Here is a 24,396-nt window from a genome sequence, read left to right on the forward strand (position 1 = left end):
TTCGGGCGTTCAATGGCCACCCGCCTTTTCTGCGCGAAGACGCGGATCCACTGCGAAGTACAGCAGGTCGACCACGAGGTTGATCACCACGAAGATCAGCGCAATGAGGCAGAGATACGCGGCCATCACCGGAATGTCGGCAAAGGTCACGGCCTGGATGAACAACAGGCCCATGCCGGGCCACTGGAACACCGTCTCGGTGATGATGGCGAACGCGATCAGGCCACCCAGTTGCAGGCCGGTGATGGTCATGACCGGCACCAGCGTGTTCTTCAGCGCGTGGCCAAAGTGAACAGCACGGTTGGTCAAGCCACGCGCCCGCGCGAACTTGATGTAGTCGGTGCGCAGCACCTCCAACATTTCAGCGCGCACCAGCCGCATGATGAGCGTGAGCTGGAAGATCGCCAGCGTGATGGCCGGCAGCGTGATGTGGTGCCAGCCTTTGGCACTCAGCAGGCCGGTGGTCCACCAGCCAACCTGGGTCACCTCGCCGCGGCCAAAGCTCGGGAACCAGCCCAGGTTCACCGCGAAGCCCAGGATCAGCAGAATGCCGATCAGGAACGTGGGCAGCGACACACCGAGCAGCGAAACCGTCATGAACACCTGGCTCATGAAGGAGCCGCGCCGCAAGGCGGCATAGACGCCCATCGGAATGCCAGCCGCCAGCGCCAGCAGCGCTGCCACCATGGAGAGCTCCAGCGTCGCCGGAAACCGCTCCGCGATCAGGCGCGAGACCTTCGCGCCCTGTCTCAGCGAGAGCCCGAACTCGCCCTGCACGGCGTTGGCGAGGAAATGCCAGAACTGGATGAAGAAAGGTTGGTCCAGGCCGAGGTCGGCGCGCAGCTCGCGGATCTGGTCCGCCGTGGCGTCCTGTCCGAGCAGGAACACCACGGGATCGCCCACGTACTGGAACAACAAGAACGCGATCAGCGCCACGCTGACCATGACGACGACCGCTTGCGCGAGCCGCCGGAGAATGAATGCGAACATCTTGTTGGAAATGAAGAGAGGGTCGCCCCTGTGCGGTGCGCGACCCTCGTCTGGCTGACTGAAATCAGTTTACCTTGATCAAACGCCAATCCAGGCGGTTGTCGGCACGGTGCACCACGTCGATGTTCTTCTTCATGGCCCAGGGGATGATCTGGTTGTGAAGCGGGATGTGTGCCACATCTTCGTTCTGCAGCGCCAGGGCCTCAGTCAGCAGGCGCGGACGGACGAACGGATCGGTCTCGGTCTTGGCGCGGTCGATGATCGCGTCCATCTTGGGGTTGCTGTAGCGACCGACGTTGTAGTTGCCGTCGCCGCCCGTGCCGAGCGTGCGCACCAGCGATTGCAGGCTGTAGAGCGCATCGAAGGTGGGCACGCCCCAGCCCAGCATGTAGATGCTGGCTTCAAAACGCTGGATCATCGGGAAATACGTGGCCAGCGGCAGCGTGCGCAGCTTGGCCTTGACGCCGATGCGAGCCCACATGGCGGTCACGGCCTGGCAGATCTGCTCGTCGTTGATGTAGCGGTTGTTCGGGCAGGCGAAATCGATCTCGAAGCCATCCTTGTAGCCGGCGTCTGCCAGCAATTTCTGTGCAGCGGCGACATCGAACGGATGGCGCTGGTGCACCGCTTCGGTCCAGCCAGCAACTTGCGGCGCCACCAGCGCGCCGGTGGCCTGGCCCAGGCCGCGCAGGCTCACGCGTGTGATGGCGTTGATGTCGATGGCCTGATACAGCGCCTTGCGCACGCGCTGGTCTTTCAGCGGGTTCTTGCCTTTGACGCTGCTGCCGGGCAGCTCGTCGCGGAACTGGTCCATGCCAAAAAAGATGGTGCGGTTCTCGACGCCATCCATCACCTTGAGGTTGCCGTCCTGGCGGATGCGGGGCAGATCCTGTGGGCTGGGATCGAGCACGAAGTCCACTTCACCCGACAAGAGTGCGGCCATGCGGGTGGCCACGGCCTTCACCGGGGTGTAGACGATCTCGGTCACATTGCCTTCGGCAGTTCCCCACCAGTTCGGGTTCTTCGTCAGCACGATCTTCTGGTCGGGCTGCCACTCCTTGAGCATGAAAGGGCCGGTGCCGTTGGCGTTGCGGTGCGCAAAGTTCTCATCCTGCGTCTTGATGTCCTTGGGCGCGGTCGAGTTGTTCTTCTCGGCCCACGCTTTGCTCATCATGCGCAGCTCGGTCAGCTGGTTCACCAGCACCGGGTTCGGGCCGCCTGTGATGATGTCGATGGTGTTTGCATTCACCTTCGTCACCTTGGTGATGCCCTGCGTATAGACGGTGAAGTTCGAGGTCTTGCTCATGGCGCGTTCGATGGAGAACACGGCATCGTCGGCCGTGAAGGGCGAACCGTCGTGGAACTTCACGCCACTGCGCAGCGTCATGCGCAACTGCGTCGGCGAAACCTGCGTCCAGCTGCTGGCCAGCATGGGCTCGGGCTTGAAGGTGCGGCTGTTGTAGTAGACGAGCGACTCGTAGACCGATGCATGCACGCCGTTGGCCAGGGCGTTGTTCTGCGAATGGATGTCCCAGGTGGGGATGTCGCTGGCGCTCGTCCATTTGAAGGTCTTGGCCTGGACACCACCGACGCCCATCGCCATGGCGGCGCAGAGGAGTGCGAGTCGAAATTTCATTTGTTGACACCTAAATAAAATGAACATCCCGCAACTATGCAACAAACGTTCCCGCTCATGCACGGGACTAACCCCAAGGGCGTGGCCAAAACGCACTGGAATGGTCACCGGGGCGTCTCTTGCGGCGGCAACGCGCATCGCGGCGGGGCATGGAGACGCTAGGCGGGAGCAACTGCTCAGTCGGTTCCGCCTTCCAGCGTCAAGCTGCCGTACCAGGCTGTCAGCCGGCTCTGCGTGTTGTCGGTGTCGGTCATGAGAGCGACTGCGCGCAAAGGCCCAGGCTCTTCGCCGAAGGCCAGCAGGAAATCCGCGCGGATGTCCCGAACATGTTCACGCCATTGCCCCAACCCGGCCGTGCCGCTGTCCACCACCAGCTTGCGGATGCGGTCGGTGCGCGGATTCATCACGACGCTGCCGGGAGCGTCCTTCACGCTCCACACATACACCAGCGTGGCGTACGGGAGCTCTTCGCCCGTGAAGAGGCGACTCATCTCCGAGAGCCGATGCACTCGGGCGGGCCAGCGCTGGCGGTCGCCCTCGAAGGCCAGAACGACCCGCACCGGCGAATCAGCCAGGGCGGATTGCGTCAGATCCGCGTTGTCGGGCAGGGCATCGACGAGCCATGAAAAGCGAAGCTGGCCGGTCCGGCTCAGCTGGGGTTCGAAGCGCTGGCGCAGGATGCTCACCGAACTCTGCGCACGCACCCGCAGCGCCTCACGCTCGAGCATCACCACAGGTTCGAAGGCCGCAAAGCGTTTGCCCGGAAAGACGAAGGTATCCCAGTCCGGCAAGGGCGCGGGCGTGTGCAGCAGCCGGTGGGCGACTGACTTCAGTTTCGCGCTTGCCTTCGGGTGCACGTGGGCGGCATCGGTCACTTCATCGGCGTCCTTCGACTCCTCCTCGATCGGTCCCCCGGCGCAACCGGCCAAGGTCACGGCGAGCAGGACGGCGCTCAAGAACAGCATGTTGATTTGCATCGGTCCCCTGGCCAATGGACTTCTCCACCTCTGGTCGGCAAGTCTAAGTTGCCCGCCATGAGCGTCGGGAAATTTCTGAATGACAAAGTAATTTAAAAGTACTACATTGCGATCCGGATGCCGCCTCAGGCGACACCCGCCTGCGCAGCAGGTGATTCCAAAACCCAATTTCCGAATGGAGGAAACGCATGATCAAGAAAACCCTGGCCGCACTGATGGCCTTCTTTGCCCTCAGCTGCTGGGCCGCCGTGGACGTGAACACGGCCACCGCTGCCGACCTGGACAGCATCAAGGGCATCGGGCCCGGCACCTCGGGCAAGATGCTCGAGGAGCGCAAGGCCTCACCGTTCAAGAACTGGGCCGACCTGGTCGACCGGGTGCCAGGCATCGGCGACAAGCGCGCCAGCAAGCTCTCGTCCGAGGGGCTCACCGTCAATGGCGAGGCCTACAAGCCTGGCAGCACCGCCGGCAACGTGGAGAAAAAGCCCGCAAAGGCATCGAAGTAAGCGCAGCGCCCAAAGAAAAAGCCACCCGGCCTGCCGGGTGGCTTTTTTGCTTTCGAAGATCCGGAGAACGTCGATCAGAAGGTGTGGCGAACGCCCACGCCCCAGATGCTGATGTCGTTGGTCTTCACGCCAGCGCCGTCTTTCCAGTCGGCGGAGGTGTAAGCACCGTACAGCGCGGTGCGCTTGGACAGGGCGTAGGTCGCGCCCAGGCCGAAACCGTCGCGCTTGTTGCTGCCAGCAGCGGCGTTGTCCTTGGAGCGGGCATAGCCAGCGGACACCACCACAGCGGGGCCCACGGGCACGTTCACACCCAGGGCGTACTCGTTGGTCTTGGCAGCGCCGACCTTCTTGTTGCCGTAGGTGGCCAGCAGCTGGGCAATACCGAAGTCGTAGGACGCGTTGGCGCGGATGTACTCAGGGTTGGGCAGGCCACCGGTGGTGCCTTCGTCCTGGTAAGCGATACCTGCGTAGATCGGGCCGCCGGTGTACTTGATGTGGAAGGCGGTCACTTCAGCGTCGCCACCGACGGTTTCGTCCAGGGCGTACGACACAGAGCCGCTGATGCCACCGAAGTCAGGCGAGGTGTACTTGAAGCCGTTGTTGGGGTTGCCGATGTAGTCGCGGCCGCTGAGCATCACGGCGTATTCAGGAGCGAAGTCCAGGCCACCGAACAGGCTGTGTGCACCGGCTTCGATGTCGTCGTACGACGTCCACATCTTGCCGAAGGTCACTTCACCGAAGCCGCCGGCAAAGCCAACGTAGGACTGGCGGTTGAAGCTCAAGCCACCTGCGGTGCCGTTGTCGATGGTCAGACCGGCTTCGAGGCCGAAGATGGCGGACAGGCCACCACCGAGGTCTTCCGTGCCCTTGAAGCCCAGACGGCTGGCCGACAGACCACCCGACTCAAGGACGTTGGTGGACGAAACCTGGGGCACCACGACGCCGCCGGTGTCCTTCTGGCTGCCGACCCACACGTCAGCGATACCGTAGATCGTGACGGAAGACTGAGCGCTGGCAGCGCCTGCAAACGCGCCCAGAACAGCCAAAGCAACTAGCGATTTTTTCATGTGATTTCCTTGGAGGTGGTTTAACGGGTATGGGTATCTCGACACAAACTCAATCTTAGGCACTGCGCTCGTCCAATTACAGGGTTATCCCCTACAACTTGATGAAAAGCCGTCAAATCGTTGCAGTGCAACAACAGGCGATTTGATGCTTTGTTACAGCAAATTCCATACCACCAGCCCGCGTCCGCGGGGACGCATCGGCCAAGAAAAAAGCCCACCGCTTGCGCGGTGGGCTTTTGATTCTTCGCTCGAAGCTGGCGTGAGCCAGCGCGGTGCTTAGAAGGCGTGGCGAACGCCGAATTCCAGGCCGGTGGAGTTGCCGCTAGGCGTCACAGCTGCTGCGTTGGGAGCCAGGCCCTTCGTGCCGCCATTCTTGTTGGCGATGCGCGAGAACGTGGTGTACAGAGCGGTGCGCTTGGACAGGTTGTAGTCGTAACCCACGGCGATCTGGTTGGCGTCCTGGTCGCCAGCGGCGGCGTTGTAGTCAGAGCGGACGTAGGAAGCCTTGATGTTGCCAGCGCCCAGCGGAGCGACCACGCCCAGCAGGTAGTGGTTGACCTTGGCGGCGCCAAACTTGCCCTGGGTGTACTGTGCCATCGGCTTGATGAAGCCGAAGTCATAGGACGCGCCGACGTTGGTGCGCTTGAACGATTCGGTGGCGATGGAGGAGCCTTCCGAAGCGGTGGCCAGCGCCACGCTCAGAGGACCTGCTGCGTACGTCAGGCGGATACCAGCGTATTCGTTGGGATCGTTGGCAGCCGGGGTTTCCTTGAACGCGTACTGGATCTGCGCGCCGAAGCCGCCCAGGTTAGGCGTGAAGTAAGCGATGGTGTTGTTCGCGCGAACCAGGGTGGTAGCGCCGCTGCCCAGCACGGTGAACGTGTTGACAGAGCTGCCCACGCCGTTGGTGCCGAACGGATCGTACACGGTGTGGTTCCAGAAGGTCGGGGTGTAGTCACGGCCCAGACGCACTTCACCGAAACCGCCCATCAGGCTCACGGTGCTGCGACGCTGGAATTGCACGCCAGCGGGGGTGCCGGTGTCGGGGTTCAGACCAGCTTCCAGCCAGAAGCCAGCGCTCATGCCACCACCGAGGTCTTCCACGCCACGGAAACCGAGGCGGCTGGAAGCGATACCGTCCTGGCTCAGCGACGTCAGGTTGTCGCCGCCTTGACGAACGTTGCGGATGTTCAGGTCAACGATACCGAACAGCGTGACGGAAGACTGGGCAAAAGCGGCGCCGGTAGCGGCCACGGCTGCCAGAGCAATCAGGGTCTTTTTCATTGAGGGTTTCTCCAAGGTTGAGTAAAGAGGCCGAAGGTCTTGAGCCGTCGAGCCAACCTCCGTTGAGGAAGCTGCGGTCATTGCACCAGAAGGGCTCTGCGCTTGCAAAAGTTTCGAAGCACAAAAGAACAAATCGTCGTCCAGCAACAACGAACCGCCGTTTTGGTGCGCTCAAATTAGCTACAAAGTAGTATACGCACCGAGTTGGCGCATATTGGCGACGAGTTTCGGCCGTGTCTGACACGACCCCACGGATCCCGCCGACGGCGCCTGCCAAAGGCGTGCGCTACATTGCCCTTCTCACTCGCACACGGAAATGTCGATGGATGCCTTGCTGAACGCCGCCGACTCGGCACTGAGAACTTTGTTCGTCGCACCCCGTGCTTCGCGGGAATGCCCCACTTTGCCTGAGCAGACGCCCGCACCCGAGCTGTCAGACGACGAGCGGCGGCTTTCAGGCGCCCTGATGCGGGTGAACCATGTGGGCGAAGTCTGTGCCCAGGCGCTGTACACCGCGCAGGCCCTCGCCGCCCGGTGGCCCCGCGCCGGTCGAGCCGGCAACGAAGCGCTGGCGCGCCAGCTGGAAGCAGCCGGCAGGGAAGAAACCGACCACCTCGCCTGGACGCAGGCTCGCCTGGACGAGTTGGGCGCCAAACCATCCTTGCTGAACCCCCTCTGGTACGCCGGTGCCTTCGGCCTCGGGCTGCTGGCGGGCCGCATGGGCCCCGGCGTGAGCCTGGGCTTCGTGGTGGAGACCGAACGGCAGGTGGAAGCTCACCTGGCCGGGCACATGGACCGACTGCCGCCCACCGACCAGGCGTCTCGCGCCATCGTGGCGCAGATGAAGGACGACGAGGCTCGGCACGCGCGGGAAGCGCAGCACGCAGGTGGCGTCGAACTTCCTGCGCCGGTCAAGGGCCTCATGCGCGCGGCGGCCCGTGTGATGACCACCGTGGCCCATCGCATCTGAGATTTCAGGCGTCCAGCAAATCGAAGCTGGTGGTGATGTCGGCCGTCTTGCCCAGCATGATGCTGGCCGAGCAGTACTTCTCATGGCTCATGCCGATCGCGCGCTCCACGGCGCTGGCCGGAATGCCCTTGCCGGTGACGGTGAAGTGCATGTGGATCTTGGTGAAGACCTTGGGATCCGCCGGCGCGCGCTCGGTGACGAGCTTGACGCTGCAGCCGCGCACGTCGTGGCGGCCGCGCTTGAGGATGAGCACCACGTCGTAGGCGGTGCAACCTCCCGTGCCCGCGAGCACGGTTTCCATGGGACGCGCCGCCAGGTTGGCCCCACCGTTGGCGGGCTTGTCGGCATCCGGTGCGCCGTCCATGGCAATGACGTGGCCGCTGCCGGTTTCAGCCACAAAGCCCATGTGGGATCGGGTGCCGGTGGCGCCGGTCCAGGTGACGGTGCATTCCATGTCGGTCCAGTCGTGAAGAATTGAACGGTATTGGGCCCAGCGCTCTAAAAAAGATAGAAAAGCAACAACGGATGTTGCATTGCAGCAAGGGATCGATATACTCGCGGCATTGTATTGAAGGTTGTCTCCTCTACCCTCCACGGGTGGATTCAAGCCCGGACCGGTTCTGCCAGTCCGGGCTTTTTTTGGCCAGAAGGCCTGCTGGCTATGATCGGCCTCGAGGAACACCATGCCAGCCAGCGCCAAAAAGTCTCCCGCAAACACCAGCGTCTCGCCGCTCACGAACATGGGCCCGGCCGACTACCTGAAGAAGATTCTCACGGCGCGCGTCTACGACGTGGCGGTGGAATCGGCACTCGAACCCGCCAACGACCTGAGCCGCCGCCTGCACAACAAGGTGCTGCTCAAGCGCGAAGACCAGCAACCCGTGTTCAGCTTCAAGCTGCGCGGCGCCTACAACAAGATGGCGCACCTGAGCGCGGAGCAATTGAAGAAAGGCGTGATCTGCGCCTCGGCAGGCAACCATGCCCAGGGCGTGGCGCTGGGCGCACGCAAGCTGGGCACCCGTGCCGTGATCGTGATGCCCACCACCACACCGCAAGTGAAGGTGGACGCGGTGCGCGGTTTCGGTGGTGAGGTGGTGCTGCACGGCGACAGCTATTCCGATGCCTACACCCATGCGGTGCAGTTGCAGGCACGAGAAGGGCTCACGTTTGTGCACCCCTTCGACGACCCGGACGTGATCGCCGGCCAGGGCACGATCGCCATGGAGATCCTGCGCCAGCTGCAGAGCCTGGGCTCGGACCATCTCGACGCGGTGTTCGTGGCCATCGGCGGCGGCGGATTGATCTCCGGCGTGGCCAACTACATCAAGGCGGTGCGACCGGAGATCAAGGTGATCGGCGTGCAGATGAACGACTCGGACGCCATGATGCGCTCGGTGGCGGGCGGTTCGCGGGTGACGCTGGCCGATGTGGGCCTGTTCGCCGACGGCACCGCGGTCAAGCTGGTGGGCGAGGAAACCTTCCGCATCGCGAGCAACCTGGTCGACGGCTTCATCACGGTGGACACCGACGCGGTGTGCGCGGCCATCAAGGATGTGTTCGTGGACACGCGCAGCATCGTCGAGCCTTCAGGTGCACTGGCGGTGGCGGCGATCAAGCAGTACGTGGCCACCCACAAGACGCGCGGCGAGACCTATGCCGCCATCCTGTGTGGCGCCAACATGAACTTCGACCGCCTGCGCTTCGTCGCGGAACGCGCGGAGGTTGGCGAGGAGCGCGAGGCGCTTTTTGCAGTGACGATCCCCGAGGAACGCGGCAGCTTCCGGCGCTTCTGCGAAGTCATTGGTGAGCTCCCCGGAGGCGCGCGCAACGTGACCGAGTTCAACTACCGCATCAACGACGGCAGCCAGGCGCATGTCTTCGTCGGCCTGACCACGCATGGCAAGGGCGAGTCCAGGCGGATCGCGACCAACCTGGTCAAGCATGGTTTTGAAACGCTGGACCTCACGCACGACGAGCTGGCCAAGGAGCACATCCGTCACATGGTGGGCGGGCATTCGCCGCTGGCGCAGGACGAACGCCTGCTGCGCTTCGTCTTTCCCGAGCGCCCTGGTGCCCTGCTGAAGTTCCTCAGCCTGATGCGTCCGGGCTGGAACATCAGCCTCTTCCACTACCGCAACCAGGGCGCCGACTACGGCCGCATCCTGGTCGGCCTGCAAGTGCCCAAGAACGATCACAAGGCCTTTGACAAATTCCTCGAGACATTGGGCTACCCGTACGTGGAAGAAACCGCGAATCCCGTGTACCGCCTTTTCCTGAAAAGCTGAACGACAAGCGAACATGGCCATGGATCCCGTCTTTGCCCCGATGAACAGCAGGCGGGTGCAGGAGTTGCCCGCCAACCTGCACCTGCCGCACATCCCACCGACCACCGATACCTTGCTCGACCATGCCGTCAAGCAGCGCCTGGCGCCCGAAGGGTTGCCCGAGCACGCGCTCGGCCGGATGGAAGATCTGGTGCTGCAGCTCGCACGAATCCAGAACGCCGGCGGCGTGCCGCTCGAACAACTGACGTTCGACTCGCCGCAGCTCGTCGTGTTCGCCGGCGACCATGGCATCTCCGATGAAGGCATGTCCGCGCTGGACCAGGGCATGACGGTGGAACACGTGCTGCAACTGCTGATGGGGCTGGCTCCGGTGAATGCGCTGGCCGACATGCATGGCTTCGATCTCACGGTGGTCGACGCCGGCGTGGCCACGCACATCGACCTGCCGGAAGCTGCGCGCACCAAGGCGCCGCTGCTGGCGCGCAAGATTGGCTACGGCACGCGCAACCTGCTGCTGGGGCCTGCGATGTCGCAAGCGCAGGTGGTGTCGGCCCTGCACGCGGGCATGGACGTGGTCCGGCACCTCCCCGGCAACGTGATCGCGGTGGGCGACGTGGGTGTGGCCAATATGGTCAGCGCTTCCCTGCTGCTCTCACGTCTGTGTGGCGTGCCGCTGGCGGACGCCTGCGTGCGCGACGACTTCCAGATGCCGGGCCTGGACGACAGCGCCCACCTGCAGCGCATCGAGAAGCTCTCGGCGGCGGCGTCCCGCCATCGCAAGGCGCTCGGTCCTCTCGATGCGCTGGCCGCGCTCGGCGGTTTCGAGATCGCCATGATGGTGGGCGCGATGTTGCAGGCAGCCAGCGAGCGTCGGATCGTCCTCGTCGACGGCTACGTTTGCGGTGCGGCCGCCCTGGTGGCGCGCGGTCTCTGCCCCGACGTGGCGGACTACCTGGTCTATGCGCACCGCACTGCCGAGACCGGACACCGACTCATGCTCATCCACCTGCAGGCGCAGCCGCTGCTGGACATGGGCCTGCGCGTGGGACAGGGCACGGGTGCCATGATGGCCTGGCCCCTGCTGCTGGCCGCGCAGGGGCTTCTCGAGCGCTGAGCCACTCAGCGCTCGTAGTCGAGCCGCGCGCGTTGTTGCAAGGTTCGCAGCACCCGCAGCGTTTCCTTCAGGATGCGCCGGTCGATGTCGTTGAGGTCGCTCACCGCGATGCGGTTGGCGTTGCCGCCCACCGTCGTGCCATCGAGCTGCGCCCGCAGGCGCAGCATCTGCAGGAATTCGAATCCGCCGATCCAGGCCTGGTGCTCGTGGTCGGGCACGCCCATGGCCGGCCCGACGGCTTCGAGCCGCTCGCGGGTGCCGGTGGCGGCCACGCCGCGGGCCAGCGCATACAGGCGCGCCACATCGACAAAGATCGCCGTGCCCTGCAGTTTCAGATCCAGCGTGTCCCGCCCTTCCACCGTGGTGGTATCCACCTGGCCCAGCCAGTTCAGCGGCGCGCTCTGGGCGAGTCCATTGAGGGCGAGCTGGCGCAAGAAGCGCGGGTTGGCCATGGCGCGCGCCGTCACGGTCTCGCGCAGGCGATCGGTCAGGCGCGCGTTGCCGGCCAGGCTGCGGAAATCGAAGTAGATGCTGGCGTTGAGAAGATCCTGCGGCGAGCCCTGGTCGATCCAGTGCGCGAAGCGCTGCTGCCATTCCCCCAGCGTGAGGCAACACGCCGGGTTGCTGGCCATGATGTTGCCCTTGCACAGCGGATAGCCGCAGGCGTCCAGCCCTTCATTGACTTCGCGCGCAAAGGCCAGCACGCGCGCCCTGTCCTGCGGGGTCCGGTCGGCAGGGTCGGCCAGGATGAGCGCGTTGTCCTGGTCGGTGGCGATGGTCTGCTCCCCGCGCCCTTCCGAGCCAAGAGCGATCCAGCAGAAACCTTGCAGGTCCAGCCCGTGCCGTTCGGCGGTGAGCTCCACCAGCCGCGAGGTCAGCACGTCGTTGAGATGGCTGATCAGCGCGGTGAGCTGTTTGGCCTGGACGCCCTGCTCCAGCAGGCTGCGGGCAAAACGTCGGATGTCGTGCGCTACCGACTGCAGCGTGGCCAGGTCGCCCGCATGTCGAATGCTCGCACTGACCTGCTTGAGGCTCAGGCGCTGAAGCGCAAACAGGTCGCGCTCCGAGACCATGCCCACCACGCGGCCTTCGCGCGTCACCGGAACATGCCGGATGCCGTGGCGCGACATGAGCAGGGCGGCGTCCTGCGCGGTGTGTTCGTGGGTGAGCGTGAACACGGGCTGCACCATGACCTCGCGCATCGGGATGGACAAGGGCACCTGCGCCAGTGCGACGCGCCCCAGCACGTCGTACCGCGTGAGAATGCCCTGCGGCACATTCGCAGCGTCCACCACCAGCATGGAGCCGATGTGGAGCTCGTGCATGCGGGCCAGCGCATCGCGCAGCGGCGTCTCTGGTGAACAGGTCACTGGCGTCTGGCGGCACAGGCTCGCCAGCGGCGTCTCCAGCGACTGTTCGGCCAACGCCTGCGACGCGTACGCCACCTGCAGCGCCGAGCGCGAGAGGTCGAGGAACTTGAGGATGCGGCGGTTGAGGAAATCGCCGAACACCGCGCTGCGCTCGGCCAGCGCCTGCATGTCCTCGGCACTCACGGCGAGGGCGAAGGTGTCTTCGGTGGCGCTGTACAGCGTGGTCGGGGCGCGCTGCGCCAGCACGGCACTAACCGGAAACAGGTCGCCGGCTTCGTACTGGAACGCGCCGCCGGACAGGTCGGACAAGCCGCGCTTGCCGGTGACGGCACCGCGCCGGATGAAAAACAACTCGCGCACTGGCCCGTCCTCGGGCCGGACCACCGCCTCGCCGGGCTTGAAGAATGCCTGCCGCGAGGCGGCCACGAAGTCCCTGACGTGAGCCTCCTCCATCTCATTGAAGGGAGGATGGTGGCGCAATTCGCCGCTCAGGTTCTCCAGCGCCTGGCCCGACGGCCGCAGCCAGGCGGTTGGCATGGCACGGGTGTGGTCGGATCGCGAAGCCATGGCGGCAGTGGCGCTGCGTTCTGCTGAACGCGGGGCTTCAGGACGGCGCCGTGGCCTTTTCAGGCAGGGACAACTCCATCGACGCCGGCGCGTCCAGGGACGGCCCGAGGCGCACGGTGCGGCGCGTGACGGCCTGCAGCACCAGGCCGCCATCGAGTGCGGCACCCACGCGGTAGGGGCGCGGCGGCTGGCTGTCCACAGCAATCAGGGCGGCGCCGCCGTCGGTTCCCGTCGACACCACACCCAGCAACACGTAGCGTGGCGGCGCCGTGGGCACGGGTGCCGCCCCCACGGCGGCCACCGGCACCGCGCCCAGGGTGCGCGCCACCGCCATGGAATCCGGCGGCGGGGGCGTGGTGGCCACCGCGACCACCGGCGTCACCGCAGAACGCCCGAGGAATTGCAACACCCAGTAACCGACGCTCAGGCCCGCAGCCAGCCAGAGCAGGCCGGCAGCCAGCGCCGGCCCTCGACGCGAGGCGTTCTGCTGCAGGGCAGCGGGGCTTTCCATGAGGAAACCCGAATGGCCAAACGTCGGTGCCTTGTTCATGCGCGCATTATGATCGACCGCCAGCGTTTCACGGGCCTTCCGCCACCGGCGGAGCCGGCCCGAGGGCCACCGGTCGGCCCACGTTGGCGGGAGATCCCATTGAACCACCTCGCCCCCCACCCATCGACGCTCAAGGCCACCGCGGCCAGGCCCTGGCGCGCACTGCAGCGCGGCTTCACCCTGATCGAACTCATGGTGGTGCTGGTCATCATCGGCGTGCTGGCCGCCCTGATCGTTCCCAACGTGCTCGATCGCGCCGACGATGCCCGAGTGACCGCCGCGCGGACCGACGTCAACAACCTCATGCAGGCGCTCAAGCTGTACCGGCTGGACAACCAGCGCTACCCCACCGGCGAACAAGGCCTCAATGCGCTGGTGAACAAGCCCACCGCGGGCCCGGCCGCACCCAATTGGCGCCGATACCTCGACAAGCTGCCTTCCGACCCCTGGGGCAGGCCGTACCAGTACCTCAATCCGGGCCTGCATGGCGAGGTGGACGTGCTTTCCCTGGGTGCCGATGGGCAAGCCGGCGGAGAGGCCAAGGACGCCGACATCGGCAGCTGGCAGTGATCATGACCTCCCCACGCTCCGCCGCTGCGCGGGTCGCTGCCCTGTCAGGGCGCTGGGCCTGCCTTGGGGGCGGCCCGGTGGCCACGCCCCCACGCTACGCCGCTGGCATCTGAGGCGACAACGTGCAGCGCCAGGCAAGAGGGTTCACGCTGCTGGAGCTCATGGTGGTGGTGGCGCTCGTGGCCATGGCCACGGCGGCGGTGACCTTTGCGCTCCGGGACGACGGGGGCACGAGGCTGGAGCGGGAGGGCCTGCGCCTCTCGGCCATGCTGGAATCGGCGCGCGCGCAGTCGCGCACCAGCGGGCTGCCGGTGGTCTGGCGCCTGCTGCCGCAAGGATTCGAGTTCGTCGGCCTGCCCACGGCGCGCGACGGGCGGGCGCTGCCGGGTTCGCTCGCTGGCGCTCGCGGCTGGCTGGACCCGGAGACGCAGGCCGTGGTGCTGCAACCGCCGGGCTCTCAGGTGCTGGTGCTCGGGCCGGAGCCGCTGATTGCGGCGCAGCGGCTGGAGCTCGTGCAGGGCAATCGCCGCCTGACCCTGGCCACCGACGGCCTGGCGCCTTTTGCCGTGCTGAACGCCGTGCCATGAAGCGATCACAGGGCTTTACCCTCATCGAGGTGCTGGTGGCCCTGGCGGTGGTCGCCATCACCCTCACCGCCGGGCTGCAGGCCACCGGCGCGCTGACGCGGGCCTCGGCACGCCAGAGCGATCAGTGGCTCGCCCAGCTCTGCGCCGAAAACGAGCTCACGCGCTTGCGGCTTCAACGCCAGCTGCCCGGTGTGGGCGACAGCGAGTACGCCTGCATGCAGGCCGGTCGTGAGATGCGGGTGCGCCTGACCGTGGCACCGACGCCGAATCCGAACTTCCGCCGGGTGGATGCGGTGGTGGAAGCGGTGGTGGAGGCCGACACGGTGCGTCTGCTCAGCCTGTCAACCATCCTGGGCCGGTACTGACATGGCACGCGGCAGGTTCACGCACGGCTTCACGCTCATCGAGTTGCTGGTGGCCATCGTGGTCATGTCCATGCTCGCGCTGCTGAGCTGGCGGTCGCTCGATGGCATGTCGCGAACCCAGTCCATCACGCAGGAACGCGCCGATGGCCTGTTGCGCGTGCAGGCCACGCTGGGCCAATGGGTGGCCGATCTCGACGCCGCCATGGACACGGGCGAGGTGGCTGCGCTGGATTTCAATGGACAGGTGCTGCGCATGACGCGCCGCGACAGTGGCGAGACCGGCCTGGACAGCCGCGGCATCCGGGTCGTGGCGTGGGCGCGCCAGGGTACTGCCGCGGGCGGGCAATGGATGCGTTGGCAATCGGGCCCGCTGCTGCGGCGCGACGAACTCGCACGCGCCTGGCAACGCGCCGGCGAGTGGGGCCGGGGATCGGTGCCCTCCCAGACCGGCACAGCCAGCACCGAGAGCGCGATCGCGCTGATCGGCATCGAACAGTGGCAGATCTTCTACCACCGGGGTGAAACCTGGGGCAATCCTCTGTCGTCGGTGGGCAACGACGGCGCCGGCACCCTGGTCCCGGGCGTCGGCAACCTGCCCAATGGCGTGCGGCTGGAACTGGTGTTGAGCCCAGGGCAGGGTTTGACGGGTGGCATCGTGCGCGACTGGGTCCGACCCACGCTCGAAGCAGGCAGGGTGGGCGGATGAACAAAGAGCCCCCACGCTCCGCCGCTGCGCGGGTCGCTGCCCCCCGAGGGGGCTGGCCTTGCTTGGGACGGCCCGGCGCTGCGGCCCCGGTGCCCCGACCCTCCACCCCTGCGCGGGTCGTGCAACGCGGCGCTGCCCTGCTGCTGGCGATGCTCACGGTCACGCTGGTGGCCACGCTGGCGTCGGCGGCGCTGTGGCAACAGTGGCGCGCCAGCGAGGTGGAGCAGGCCGACCGGCAGCGCGTGCAGGCCGGCTGGATCCTCACCGGCGCGCTCGACTGGGCACGCCTGATCCTGCGCGAGGACGCCCGCAGCAACCAGAGCAGCGGCAATGGTGACCATTTTGGTGAGCCCTGGGCCATGCCCCTTGAGGAAGCGCGTCTGTCCAGCTTCCTGGCGGCCGACAAGAGCAACAACGCCGATGAAAGCGCGCTCGATGCCTTCCTTTCGGGCGAGGTGATCGACCTGCAGTCGCGCCTGAACTTCACCAACCTCGTGCGAACGGTGGGCGATGGCGCGAACGCCAAGGTCGAGATCTCCGAATACGACCTGCGCAGCTTCAGCCGGCTCTATCAGCAACTCGGCCTGCCCGAGGCGGAGCTCAATGCCGCAGCGCGCGAGCTGCAGACCTCCACCCACCTGGCCATGAATGACCCCCAGCCCTCGCGCACCGCCCTGCTGCCGCGCAAGTTCGCCCAGCTGGCCTGGCTGGGCGTGAGCCGCGCCAGCCTGGCCGCGCTGGAGCCCCATGCCACGGTGCTGCCCACCCGCACCACGCTCAACCTGAACACCGCCAGCGCCCAGGCCATTTTCGCCAGCGTGCCCGGCATGGACCTGGCGCAGGCGCGCCAACTGGTGACGGCGCGGGAGAACCGGCCCTTCAAGAGCCTGGGCGACGTGGGCAGCGTGATCCCGGCCATGACGGGTCAACTGTCTGATCTTTACCACGGTGTGCGCAGCGAGCATTTCGAGGTCCGCGGCCGGCTGCGCCTGGACAACACCATCATCGAGGAACGCTCGCTGGTGGTGAGAAACAACCTCGATGTGCGCATCTACTGGCGCGAGCGCTTCTCCCGTCCCTGAAGGCGCCTTGTCCGGCCATCCGCGCCCACATGGGCGCCTTCTCCCCCGATTTGCAGCGCATTGACACCGGGCCTATCTAGAATGGCTGTCCACCCTCCCATGACCACCCCTTCGTGCTGATCGTCACACCCACGGATTTCTCTGCCGCCCCGTCCGCCGGTCCCGCGGCCCTGTTCGACTGGGCCACGTCGGCCAACGGCCAGCAGGTCGCCGACCACGGTCAGGGCGCAGCGTCCCTGTTGCCGCGCGATGAAGAGGTCGTGCTGGTGCTGCCGCCGCGCGCCGTGTCGTGGCACCGCGTGGCCCTGCCCAAGGTCGCCGCCGCGCGCCTGCGCGCCGCGCTGGACGGCCTTCTTGAAGACCGCGTGCTCACCGACACCGCCGACCTGCATTTCGCCCTGGAAGCGGGTGGCCGTTCGGGCCAGACGGTGTGGGTTGCAGCCTGCCAGCGCACCTGGCTGCGCGGCTGGCTGCAGGTGCTGGAATCGGCCGGTCGGCCGGTCTCGCGCATCGTGCCGGCGCTGTGGCCGCTGGTCGAATACGAAACGGTGGCCGCCAAAGGTGCGTCCCGCAGCTTCGCGCTGGAGGTGCCTTCCACCATCCACTGGGCGCACCACGAAGGGGAACAGGCCTGGCTGGGCAGCGCCAGCCTGCTGGGCGTGAGCTGCATGCCGCTGCGCGAACCCGCCGCCGGCATGGCTGGCGGCGCCACTGCCAACGCGGTGGTCACGGCGCTCATGCCGCCGGGCTCCGACCTGCCGGGCGACCCCGGGGATTTCGACGTCTGGCTGGCCGACCCCGGCGTGGCCGAACTGGCCGAGCGCGTGCTGCAGCAGCGTTTCGAGCTGGTCGCCCGCCCGGCCTGGCTGCTGCGTTGCGCCCAGTCAGACTGGAACCTGGCCCAGTTCGACCTGAGCCTGTCGGCGCGCGCCCGCCGCGGCCAGCGTTTTCGCCGCACCCTGCGGCAATGGCGCAGCGCCCCCCAGTGGCGCGCGGCGCGCTGGGGCCTGGCTGCGCTGGTGGGCGCCCAGTTGCTCGGCCTGAACGCGGCGGCCTGGCACGAGCGCAGCCTGCTGGCTGCCAAGCAGGAATCCGTGCAACAGACCCTGCAGGGCAGTTTTCCCCAGGTGACGCTGGTGCTGGACGCCCCTGTCCAGATGCAGCGGGAGCTGGCGCGCCTGCAGCAGGCCAGCGGCGCGCTGACGCCGGGTGACCTCGAAGCCCTGCTGGCCGCCATCGACCAGGCTGCCAACGGCGAATCGATGGTGCCCTCCAGCATCGAATACACCCAGGGCGAAGGCCGGTTCAAAGGCTGGCGCGCCACCGAAGACCAGTTGCGCGCGTTGCAGCAATCGCTGGAGCGCAATGGCTGGCGCGTGCGTTTCGATGGCAATGAAATCGCCCTGCGACCCCCGGAACCCTGAACCATGGCTCTTTCGCCCAACCCCAATGCCTTCAAGCGCCTGAGCGCCACCACTTCGACCACGTTCGCCAGGCTGGCGCCGCGCGAGCGGCGCGCGGTGGTCATTGCGGCCTGGGTGCTGGGGCTGGGCCTGGTCTGGTGGCTGGCCGTGGCGCCGGCGCTGGACACGCTCTTCCAGGCCAATGCCCGGCATGCCCGGCTGGATGCGCAGCTCGCGCAGATGCAGCGCATGGCCACCGCCGCCGACGCCCTGCGAGGCCAGAACACCGCCCTGCCACCCAGCCGGGACGAGGTGCTGCGCACCCTGGAGGTGGCCACCAACGGACTGGGCGGCACGGCGCAGCTCTCCGTGCTGGGTGACCGCGCCACGGTGACCCTGCGCAACACCCAGCCCGACGCGCTGGCCCAGTGGCTGGCGCAGGTGCGCATCAACGCCCGCCTCATTCCCCTGCAGTCCCAACTCACGCGCGATCCCGGCAGCCCCGGCTGGAGCGGCACTGTGGTGTTCACCGGCCCCAGCCTGGGGCAAGGATCATGAGCAGTGCTCGCTCCGCAGTGCGAAGCACGGAGGCACTTCTGTGACCTCGCGCCTGGCCTGGATCGGCGCTGCCTTGGGCCTGCTGGCGGCCCTGCTTTTCTTCGCGCCGGCGCGCTGGCTGACCGACCGCGTGGGCTCGGCCACGGGCGGCCAGTTGCAGCTGGTGAACGCGCGCGGTTCGGTCTGGAACGGCCAGGCCGACCTGGTGTTCACCGGTGGCGAAGGCAGCCGCACCCAGACGGCCCTGCCCCAGGGCCTGCAGTGGCGCCTGCGGCCCACGCTGGCGTCGGGATCGCCTGCGGTGTCGTTGCGGCTCTCCGCGCCGTGCTGCACGCCTGAGCCCATGGGCATCACCCTGGTCCCCCGCCTGGGCGGCGCGGAAGTGCGCATCGCCAGCAACACCAGCCGCTGGCCGGCCGAACTGCTCATGGGCCTGGGCACGCCATGGAACACCTTGCGCATGGAAGGACAGCTGGTGTTGCAGACCCCTGGCCTCACGCTGCGTTTCGACCAGGGCCGAGCCTCCTTGCAGGGCGAGGCGGCCATTGACGCCGTGGACCTGGTCTCGCGCCTCTCCAGCCTTCGCCCGCTGGGCAGCTACCGCATGAGCCTGCGCGCCGAAGCCGGGGGCAACACCACCACGTTGGACCTCGCGACACTGCGCGGCGCGCTGCAACTGCAGGGCTCGGGCCAGTGGGTGGGTGGGCGCCTGCGCTTCCAGGGGGTGGCCGAAGCCGCGCCCGACAGCGAAGCCGCCCTGGCCAACCTGCTCAACATCGTGGGCCGCCGGGAGGGCTCGCGGTCACTCCTCACCATCGGATGACGAACACCGGCTGACAACTGAACGCTTTGTTATTCACGAACTCAAGATACGATCGCCCCATGAAACCGAATCCCACCCGTGTCGCCCTCGCGCTGGCCCTGCTGCTGGTCGCTGGCCACGGCGGCCTGCCTGCGGCCCTTGCGCAGACCCGTGAACCCGTCACACTGAACTTCGTGGGTGCCGAGATCGAATCGGTCGCGCGCACCATGGCCGCCATCACCGGACGCAACGTGGTGGTGGACCCGCGCGTCAAGGGCACCATCAACCTGGCCACCGAGCGACCCGTCACACCCACCGCGGCGCTCAACCAGTTCGCGGCGGTGCTCCGCCTGCAGGGTTTCTCGCTGGTGGACACCGGCGGGCTCTACAAGATCGTGCCCGAGGCCGACGCCAAGCTCCAGGGCAACGTGGTGAGCGCGGGCCGCGTCTCTGCACTGCCGGCGTCCAACACCGTGGTGACGCAGATCTTCCGCCTCAACCACGAGTCCGCCAACAACCTGGTTCCGGTGCTGCGCCCTCTGATCGGGCCCAACAACACCATCAACGTCAACCCGGGCAACAACTCGCTGGTCATCACCGACTACGCGGACAACCTGCAGCGGATCGGCCGCATCATTGCCGCGCTGGACGTGGCGGGCGCGACTGACGTCGAGGTGATACCCCTGCAGCACGCGGTGGCCACCGATCTGGTGGCCCTGGTTCAGCGGCTGATCGATCCGGCCGTGGCCGGCGCCGGCGCACAGGCCGACGCGTCCTACAAGACGACGCTGGTGGCCGAACCGCGCAGCAACAGCCTGGTGCTGCGCGCAGCCAACCCGGCGCGTGCCGCGCTGGTGCGCGCACTCGTCACCAAGCTGGACCAGCCCTCCTCGGAAAACGTCAGCGGCAACATCCACGTCGTCTACCTCAAGAATGCGGACGCCACCGCGCTGGCCGCCACGCTGCGCGCGGCCATGGCCGGCGAATCGGGCGGCTCCGGCGGCGGTGTCAGTGCCGGCATGGCCAGCAGCCCCATCCGCCTTGCAGCCACGCCCACGGGCGGTGCCGGCGGTGCTTCTCCGGTTTCAACGCCAGTGTCTGCCAGCGCGCAGCCTTCAACCGGTGGCCAGATCCAGGCAGACCCCGCCACCAACTCGCTCATCATCACCGCGCCCGAGCCCCAGTACCGCCAGTTGCGCGCCGTGATCGACCAGCTCGACTCGCGCCGCGCGCAGGTCTATGTGGAAAGCCTGATCGCCGAGGTGAACGCCGACCGCGCCGCCGAGTTCGGCATCCAGTGGCAGGGCGCCATCGGCAACTCGGGCGACCGCGTGATCGGCCTGCTCGGCACCAATTTTGGCGAAGGGGGTCGCAACATCCTCAACCTCGCCACCGGTGACGCCACCCCGGCGCCGGGCCTCAACTTCGGTGCGGCGCGACGCACCAACGGCGTCTATGTGCTGGGCTTCCTGGCCCGTTTCCTGCAGCAGAACGGCGAAGGCAACATCCTCTCGACGCCCAACCTGCTCACGCTGGACAACGAAGAGGCCAAGATCGTGATCGGCCAGAACGTGCCCTTCGTCACGGGGCAGTTCACCAACACCGGCGCCAACAATGGATCGGTCAATCCGTTCCAGACCATCGAACGCAAGGACGTGGGCCTGACGCTGCGGGTGAAGCCGCAGATCAGCGAGAACGGCACCATCAAGATGACCATCTACCAGGAGGTCAGCAGCGTGCAGGCCTCGTCGATCAACTCGGCCACCGGTCTCATCACCAACAAGCGCACCATCGAATCCACCGTGCTGGTCGACGACGGTGCCATCGTGGTGCTGGGCGGCCTGCTGCAGGACGAGTACGCTGGCAACCAGGACAAGGTGCCTGGTCTTGGTGATGTCCCGGTCATCGGCGGCCTGTTCCGCAACGAGACGCGCTCGCGACGCAAGACCAACCTGATGGTGTTCCTGCGTCCGGTGGTGATGCGTGATGCCCGCGAGACCAGCAACCTCGCGCTCGACCGCTACGAACTCATGCGCTCGGTGCAGAAGGATTCGCAGCCGGTGCGCAGTGGCGTGCTCGGCGTGAATGAAGCGCCTGTGATGCCTCCGCAGGCACCGCCCACCACGCCAGTGCCGCCACTGGGCAGCACACCGCCGGTGCGCTCGCTGGCCGATCCGAACACGACGCCACCGGTGAAGCCGCCGCCCCAGAACGGCGGCACACCCAACTGAGGGCGCGGCCGTGAAGTACCCGCTGCCCTACGCCTTCGCCCGCGAGCACCACTGGCTGCTGGAAGACGACGGCATCACCCAGACCCTGCTGGGCAGCAGCACGCCCGCGATCGACACCGCGGCCCGCACGCGCCGCCTCTCGGCCCTGACCGAAATCCTGCGCAGCCATGAGGTGCGTGAAATCCACTGGGAAGAAGGCGAGACGCTCAAGCAACGCATCAGCGCGGCCTACGCGCAGGGCGAATCGAGCGCCGCTGCGGTGGTGAGCGAGGTCCAGGGCGAGGCCGACCTCAGCCGAATGATGCAGGAGCTGCCGGCCATCGAGGACTTGCTGGAAACGGCCGACGACGCGCCGATCATCCGCATGCTCAATGCCCTGCTCACGCAGGCCGCGCGAGACGGTGCGAGCGACATCCACATCGAACCCTACGAACGCCATTCCAGCGTGCGGTTCCGGGTCGACGGCACCTTGCGCGAGGTGGTGCAACCCAACCGCGCGCTGCACGCCGCACTCATCTCGCGCCTGAAGATCATGGCCGAGCTCGACATCTCGGAGAAGCGCCTGCCGCAGGACGGCCGCATCTCTCTGCGCATCGGCACCCGCGCGGTCGACGTGCGTGTTTCCACGCTGCCCAGCGCGCATGGCGAACGCGCCGTGCTGCGGCTGCTGGACAAGAGCGAGAGCAAGCTCAGCCTGGAAGCGGTGGGCATGCAGGGCGATGTGCTCGACCGGTTCCGCCAGCTCATCGGCCAGCCGCACGGCATCATCCTGGTGACTGGGCCCACGGGTTCGGGCAAGACGACCACGCTGTATGCCGCGTTGCAGCGCCTGGACGCCAACACGCAGAACATCATGACGGTGGAAGACCCGATCGAATACGAGTTGCCCGGCGTCGGCCAGACGCAGGTGAACGCCCGCATCGACCTGGACTTCGCCAAGGCGCTGCGCGCCATCCTGCGCCAGGACCCGGACGTCATCATGATTGGCGAAATCCGCGATTTCGAGACCGCGCAGATCGCCATCCAGGCCTCTCTCACGGGCCACCTGGTGCTCGCCACGCTGCACACCAACGACGCACCCAGCGCCGTGACGCGCCTGACCGACATGGGGGTGGAGCCGTTCCTGCTCAGTTCCTCATTGCTCGGCGTGCTGGCCCAGCGCCTGGTGCGCCGCCTGTGCGTGCACTGTCGTCGACAGGACGACCGGGGCCAGTGGCATCCAGTGGGTTGCGAGCATTGCAACCAGAGCGGCTACAAGGGCCGAACCGGCATCTACGAACTGATGGTGGCCGACGACAAGATCCGCTCGCTGATCCACAACCGGGCCGCCGAGAGCAAGGTGTTCGTGGCCGCCGAAGAAGCCGGCCTGCGCTCGATGCGCGCCGACGGACAGCGCCTGATCGAAGCCGGCATCACCTCGCCCGAGGAAGTCATGTCAGTCACTAGAGACTGAAACATGAAGCCCCCACGCTCCACCGCTGCGCGAGTCGCCGCCCCCCACGGGGACTGTTCCGCCCTGGGGCGGCCCGGCGGCGGAACCTGACATGCCCGCCTACACCTTCGAAGCCCTGGACGCCCAGGGCGCCACGCAAAAAGGCCTGATCGACGCCGACACCGCGCGTTCGGCGCGCAGCATGTTGCGCGCGCGCGCCCTGGTGCCATTGCTGGTGGAGCCGGCGACCACGTCGTCCAGCGGTGAGAAGACGGGTGGGCTCAACGTCACGCTCTGGGGTGGCCGGGTGTTCGGGGCCACGGCCCTGGCGGTATGGACGCGACAGCTCGCGGGACTGGTCAGTGCCGGCCTGCCACTCGAACGCGCGCTGACGGCCCTGACGGAGGAAGCCGAGGAAGACAAGCAGCGCAACCTCATGGCCTCCCTGCGCTCCGAGGTCAACAGCGGCTCGCCATTTGCGCGCGCGCTGTCGCAACACCCCCGCGAGTTCTCACCCATCTACACCGGCGTGATCGCCGCCGGCGAACAGAGCGGCCTGCTGGGCACGGTGCTCGAACGCCTGGCCGACGACCTGGAGGCCCGCGAGGCGCTGAAAAACAAGATCGTGGCGGCGTCGCTCTACCCGGCCATCGTCACGCTGGTGGCCATCGTCATCGTGGTGTTCCTGGTGTCCTACGTGGTGCCGCAGGTGGCGAACGTCTTCGCGGGCAGCAAGCGGGCGCTCCCCTTCCTCACCGTGGTCATGCTCGACCTGAGCGCCTTCGTTCGCAGCTACGGCTGGTTCATGCTGGCGGCGCTGGTCCTGGGCGGCTTGGGCATCGCCGCGGCGCGGCGCAACGAGGAACTGCGCCTGCGCATGGACGCGGCGTGGCTGCGCCTGCCGCTCGTGGGCCGGCTGGCTCGCGGCTACAACGCGGCGCGCTTTGCCGCCACGCTGTCCATGCTGGCCGCGGCCGGTGTGCCCATCCTGCGCGCGCTGCAGACCGCAGCAGAAACCCTGGGCAACCAGGCGATGCGCGCCGATGCACTCGACGCGCTCGTGCTGGTGCGCGAAGGCGCACCGCTGGCCACGGCGCTCAGCAGCAAGAAGCGCTTTCCACCGCTGGTATCCATGTTCGCGCGCCTGGGCGAACAGACTGGCCAGTTGCCCGCCATGCTGGACCGCGCAGCCGCGCAGCTGGGCGCCGAAGTGCAGCGCCGCGCCATGCACATGGCCACGATCCTGGAGCCGCTGCTCATCGTCGGCATGGGCCTGGTGGTGATGCTGATCGTGCTGGCGGTATTGATGCCCATCATCCAGCTCAACCAGCTCGTGACCTGAAC

General features: G+C 66.8%; 23 protein-coding genes. 15 read left to right on the forward strand and 8 right to left on the reverse strand.

The genetic code is table 11. From position 1 onward, the window contains the following. Positions 1–9 precede the first annotated feature (9 nt). The 3 genes from ACTIEY_RS04105 to ACTIEY_RS04115 form a co-directional block, all read right to left on the reverse strand. On the reverse strand, positions 10–990 hold the full coding sequence (locus tag ACTIEY_RS04105; RefSeq protein ID WP_439517811.1) for an ABC transporter permease: 981 nt from the start codon (positions 988–990) through the stop codon (positions 10–12). Positions 991–1,054: 64 nt separating this feature from the next. Next, a complete protein-coding gene (locus ACTIEY_RS04110; protein WP_439517812.1) occupies positions 1,055–2,626 on the reverse strand; it encodes an ABC transporter substrate-binding protein in 1,572 nt (523 codons plus the stop codon). A 176-nt stretch (positions 2,627–2,802) separates the two neighbouring features. Further along, positions 2,803–3,591: a DUF3047 domain-containing protein gene (locus ACTIEY_RS04115; protein WP_439517813.1), complete on the reverse strand. Its 789-nt coding sequence runs from the start codon at positions 3,589–3,591 to the stop codon at positions 2,803–2,805. A gap of 200 nt (positions 3,592–3,791) precedes the next feature. On the opposite strand from ACTIEY_RS04115, the gene ACTIEY_RS04120 reads away from it, so the two are divergent. Then, positions 3,792–4,109, forward strand: coding sequence for a ComEA family DNA-binding protein (locus ACTIEY_RS04120; protein WP_439517814.1), 318 nt, complete (start codon positions 3,792–3,794; stop codon positions 4,107–4,109). Between the two features lie 74 nt (positions 4,110–4,183). Here the strand turns inward: ACTIEY_RS04120 and ACTIEY_RS04125 are convergent, their stop codons facing one another. Both ACTIEY_RS04125 and ACTIEY_RS04130 read right to left on the reverse strand, forming a co-directional pair. Then, the gene (locus ACTIEY_RS04125) at positions 4,184–5,176 is read right to left on the reverse strand and encodes a porin (protein WP_439517815.1); all 993 of its coding nucleotides are present in this window, start codon (positions 5,174–5,176) and stop codon (positions 4,184–4,186) included. Between the two features lie 276 nt (positions 5,177–5,452). Next, the gene (locus ACTIEY_RS04130) at positions 5,453–6,460 is read right to left on the reverse strand and encodes a porin (protein ID WP_439517816.1); all 1,008 of its coding nucleotides are present in this window, start codon (positions 6,458–6,460) and stop codon (positions 5,453–5,455) included. 316 nt (positions 6,461–6,776) lie between these two features. Here ACTIEY_RS04130 and coq7 point away from each other — a divergent pair, with 316 nt between their 5' ends. After that, a complete protein-coding gene (coq7, locus tag ACTIEY_RS04135; protein ID WP_439517817.1) occupies positions 6,777–7,430 on the forward strand; it encodes a 2-polyprenyl-3-methyl-6-methoxy-1,4-benzoquinone monooxygenase in 654 nt (217 codons plus the stop codon). A gap of 4 nt (positions 7,431–7,434) precedes the next feature. On the opposite strand, the gene ACTIEY_RS04140 is transcribed toward coq7, so the two are convergent. Next, a complete protein-coding gene (locus ACTIEY_RS04140) occupies positions 7,435–7,884 on the reverse strand; it encodes an OsmC family protein (protein ID WP_439517818.1) in 450 nt (149 codons plus the stop codon). Between the two features lie 229 nt (positions 7,885–8,113). Between ACTIEY_RS04140 and ilvA the strand changes: the two genes are divergently transcribed. Next, complete coding sequence (gene ilvA, locus ACTIEY_RS04145) at positions 8,114–9,715, forward strand: threonine ammonia-lyase, biosynthetic (RefSeq protein ID WP_439517819.1); 1,602 nt, start codon at positions 8,114–8,116, stop codon at positions 9,713–9,715. A 13-nt stretch (positions 9,716–9,728) separates the two neighbouring features. Continuing rightward, entirely contained in the window at positions 9,729–10,829 is a 1,101-nt protein-coding gene (locus tag ACTIEY_RS04150; protein WP_439517820.1) for a nicotinate-nucleotide--dimethylbenzimidazole phosphoribosyltransferase, read from the forward strand. A gap of 5 nt (positions 10,830–10,834) precedes the next feature. Here the strand turns inward: ACTIEY_RS04150 and ACTIEY_RS04155 are convergent, their stop codons facing one another. Then, positions 10,835–12,766, reverse strand: a complete 1,932-nt coding sequence (locus tag ACTIEY_RS04155) for a DUF294 nucleotidyltransferase-like domain-containing protein (RefSeq protein ID WP_439517821.1) — start codon at positions 12,764–12,766, stop codon at positions 10,835–10,837. Positions 12,767–12,803: 37 nt separating this feature from the next. Next, a complete protein-coding gene (locus tag ACTIEY_RS04160) occupies positions 12,804–13,316 on the reverse strand; it encodes a type II secretion system protein N (RefSeq protein WP_439517822.1) in 513 nt (170 codons plus the stop codon). 99 nt (positions 13,317–13,415) lie between these two features. Between ACTIEY_RS04160 and gspG the strand changes: the two genes are divergently transcribed. The 11 genes from gspG to gspF all read left to right on the forward strand — a co-directional run bounded on the left by gspG (position 13,416) and on the right by gspF (position 24,394). Next, positions 13,416–13,886 (forward strand): type II secretion system major pseudopilin GspG, encoded by a 471-nt coding sequence (gene gspG, locus ACTIEY_RS04165; protein ID WP_439517823.1) that lies wholly within the window; start codon positions 13,416–13,418, stop codon positions 13,884–13,886. A 122-nt stretch (positions 13,887–14,008) separates the two neighbouring features. Beyond that, positions 14,009–14,473 carry a prepilin-type N-terminal cleavage/methylation domain-containing protein gene (locus ACTIEY_RS04170; protein WP_439517824.1) on the forward strand — a complete coding sequence of 155 codons (465 nt, stop codon included), beginning with the start codon at positions 14,009–14,011 and terminating at the stop codon, positions 14,471–14,473. Then, positions 14,470–14,838: a type II secretion system minor pseudopilin GspI gene (gene gspI, locus ACTIEY_RS04175; RefSeq protein WP_439517825.1), complete on the forward strand. Its 369-nt coding sequence runs from the start codon at positions 14,470–14,472 to the stop codon at positions 14,836–14,838. Before ACTIEY_RS04170 ends, gspI begins: the two co-directional genes overlap by 4 nt. A 1-nt stretch (position 14,839) precedes the next feature. Further along, a complete protein-coding gene (locus ACTIEY_RS04180; protein ID WP_439517826.1) occupies positions 14,840–15,544 on the forward strand; it encodes a PulJ/GspJ family protein in 705 nt (234 codons plus the stop codon). Between the two features lie 89 nt (positions 15,545–15,633). Then, positions 15,634–16,626, forward strand: coding sequence for a type II secretion system minor pseudopilin GspK (gene gspK, locus ACTIEY_RS04185; RefSeq protein ID WP_439517827.1), 993 nt, complete (start codon positions 15,634–15,636; stop codon positions 16,624–16,626). Between the two features lie 113 nt (positions 16,627–16,739). Beyond that, the gene (gspL, locus tag ACTIEY_RS04190; RefSeq protein WP_439517828.1) at positions 16,740–18,050 is read left to right on the forward strand and encodes a type II secretion system protein GspL; all 1,311 of its coding nucleotides are present in this window, start codon (positions 16,740–16,742) and stop codon (positions 18,048–18,050) included. A gap of 3 nt (positions 18,051–18,053) precedes the next feature. Then, entirely contained in the window at positions 18,054–18,587 is a 534-nt protein-coding gene (gene gspM / locus ACTIEY_RS04195) for a type II secretion system protein GspM (RefSeq protein ID WP_439517829.1), read from the forward strand. Positions 18,588–18,627: 40 nt separating this feature from the next. Then, positions 18,628–19,410, forward strand: a complete 783-nt coding sequence (gene gspN / locus ACTIEY_RS04200) for a type II secretion system protein N (RefSeq protein ID WP_439517830.1) — start codon at positions 18,628–18,630, stop codon at positions 19,408–19,410. A gap of 59 nt (positions 19,411–19,469) precedes the next feature. Beyond that, on the forward strand, positions 19,470–21,620 hold the full coding sequence (gene gspD / locus ACTIEY_RS04205; RefSeq protein WP_439517831.1) for a type II secretion system secretin GspD: 2,151 nt from the start codon (positions 19,470–19,472) through the stop codon (positions 21,618–21,620). Between the two features lie 10 nt (positions 21,621–21,630). Beyond that, positions 21,631–23,073: a type II secretion system ATPase GspE gene (gene gspE / locus ACTIEY_RS04210; RefSeq protein ID WP_439517832.1), complete on the forward strand. Its 1,443-nt coding sequence runs from the start codon at positions 21,631–21,633 to the stop codon at positions 23,071–23,073. Between the two features lie 91 nt (positions 23,074–23,164). After that, positions 23,165–24,394, forward strand: coding sequence for a type II secretion system inner membrane protein GspF (gene gspF / locus ACTIEY_RS04215; protein WP_439517833.1), 1,230 nt, complete (start codon positions 23,165–23,167; stop codon positions 24,392–24,394). Positions 24,395–24,396 lie beyond the last annotated feature (2 nt).

The organism is Hydrogenophaga sp. (genome assembly GCF_051858985.1).
Lineage (GTDB): Bacteria > Pseudomonadota > Gammaproteobacteria > Burkholderiales > Burkholderiaceae_C > Hydrogenophaga.